Source organism: Streptomyces hainanensis (genome assembly GCF_004348415.1).
In the GTDB taxonomy this organism is placed as follows: domain Bacteria; phylum Actinomycetota; class Actinomycetes; order Streptomycetales; family Streptomycetaceae; genus Streptomyces; species Streptomyces hainanensis.
This window is the reverse complement of the sequence record NZ_SMKI01000750.1, coordinates 1-2209: the sequence shown is the minus strand read 5'-3', so window position 1 is coordinate 2209 and position 2209 is coordinate 1. Positions and strand designations below refer to the sequence as shown.

1 protein-coding gene is annotated in these 2209 nt (G+C 71.4%); it reads right to left on the bottom strand.

Features of this window, described 5'->3' with window-relative positions:
• A partial coding sequence (locus E1283_RS39625) for an RHS repeat-associated core domain-containing protein (RefSeq protein WP_165956363.1) occupies positions 1–2209 on the bottom strand: 2209 nt, incomplete at both ends.

Below are 2209 nucleotides of genomic sequence, written 5' to 3'. Positions count from 1 at the left end.
CCCCCACCGCCGCCGCCGCCGCCGAACCAGCTGGTGACGAGGCTGTTGCTGATCCCGACGTTCCCGTCCGCGCGGCTGCTTCCGAACCTCGCGAGCACGTTGCGAACCCACGCGAGCACGGCCTGGCGCTGTTGGTCGGCGGCCTGCCTGCGCAGGGCCGCGGCCATGCTGGAGGTGTCGGTCAGGCCGTCGAGGGAGGTGGAGCCCCGAACCAGACCGGGAAACCGGACTTTCATGCTCGTCGAGCCGGGCAGCAGGGAGAGCGCCAGGCCGGCGGGGTTGCTTCTGGCGCCCCATCTGAGCGCGGTCTTGAGGGGGTTCCTGGCCGCACTGCGCGCCGCGTTCGACACCGCCTGTCCCAGGTTGGGCAGGTTGGGCCGGCAGCTCACCAACACCGTCCCGGCCCGGCATTCCACGAAGTGCCCGCTGGGGTCGGTGCCGTTGAGGGGGGAGCCGGCGATGTAGGCGTAGCGGTTGGGTTCGACGTTCCAGGTGTCGCGGGAGGCGAAGGCGCCGGTGCCGGGCTGGTACCAGCGGGCGGCCATGTTGACGTCGCCGGAGGCGGGGTCGGTCCAGCCGGACTGGTAGCCGAGGTTGGGGGAGGTGCCGTCGGAGGCGGTGACCTCGCCGAAGGGCGAGAAGGCGCGGGAAGCCTCGAGGGCAGCGCCGTTGTCGGTGAGGGTGGCGACGACGTCGGTGTGTTGGTCGGTCAGGACGGGGTTGTCGTCGGTGGTGAGGAGGGTCCCGTCGGGGGTGCGGCGGTAGAGGGATGTGCCGTCGGAGATGAGGTTGTTGGAGCCGCCGTCGTAGGTGAAGGCGGTGTCGTCGTGGTGGGTGACGCGGTCGAGGGAGTCGTAGCGGTAGGTGGTGTCGCCGTCGGTGATGCGGCGCTCGAATGCGTCGTGGGTGAGGGTGCGGTCGCCGACGGTGGTGAGGGTGCCGCGGGGGGTGTAGGTGTAGGTGGTGTCGTCGATGGTGGTGAGGCGGTTGCGTTCGTCGAAGGTGGCGGTCTCGTCGCCGGCGGTGACGCGGTTGCCGGCCAGGTCCCAGGCGTAGTCGGTGGTGTCGTCGCCGCTGGTCCAGGAGGTCAGGTGGCCGGCGAGGTCGTAGCCGTAGGTCTCCAGTCCCGCGCCGGCCGTGCCGGTGGTCTCCTTCTCGGTCAGCCGGTCGTCCAGGTCGTAGGCGTAGCGGGTGCTGGCGACCTCCGCTCCTGCGGTGCCGGTGCCGGTGACGAGGCGGTCGGTGGCCTGGCGGCCCAACGCGTCGTAGGTGAAGCTGCGGGTGGCGTGGACCTGGATGGGCTCCACGCTGGCCACACGTGTCGCGGCCTGCCCCGATGGCGCGTCGGAGATGAAGGACTCGGCCGCCGGCCGGCCGTCGATGTCGTAGGCGAAGTCGATGCCGTAGCCGCGTTCGGAGTCGAGTTCTGCCCAGCGCAGCCGTCCGTCCCCGTTGTAGGCGAACCGCGCCGTGCCCGCGGCGTCGGTGCGTTCGGTCATGTTGCCGTCGCGGTCGTAGGCGTAGTTGGCGGTGCCGCTGGGTCCTTCGGTGGTGAGGAGTTGGCCGCGGTCGTTGTAGGTGTAGGTGTCGAGGCCGGTGACCTCGTTGGTGGCCTGGCTGGTCATCCGGCCGGCGGCGTCGTAGGTGAAGCGGCGGTCCGTGGTGTCGGCTTCGGCGCCGGCGCCGGTCTCCAGGACGAGACGGCCGAGGTCGTCGTAGGCGCGGTCGCGGCGAACGCCGCCGGGGAGGAGTTCGGTGACGGGTTGGCCGGTGGCGTCGTAGACGGTTGTCCAGGTGCGGTCGGCCGGGTCGGGGTGGGTGTCGGTGGCGGGCTCGATGGTGGATTCGAGCTGGCCCCACGGGGTGTAGGTGTACTCGGTGGTGTTGCCCCGGGCGTCCGTCATCGCGGTGGGGTTGCCGGCCGCGTCGTAGCCGAAGGCGACGGTGGCCGTGGTGTCGTCGTCCACCGGCTGGGTCTGCTCGGTGACCCGGCCGAGGACGTCGTAACGAGAGGTGGTCTCCGTGCCGCTGCCGGAGACGGCCGCGATCTGGTTGCCGTCGGCGTCGTACTCCGCGCTGCTGGTGCGCAGCACGGTGTCGCCTCTGCCGTACTCGTCGGTGCGGACGACCTGGCCGAGGTGGTTGAGGGTGAGGTCGGTGCGGTAGCCGGCGGGGGTGGTGGTGCGGGTCTCGCGGCCGAAGGCGTCCC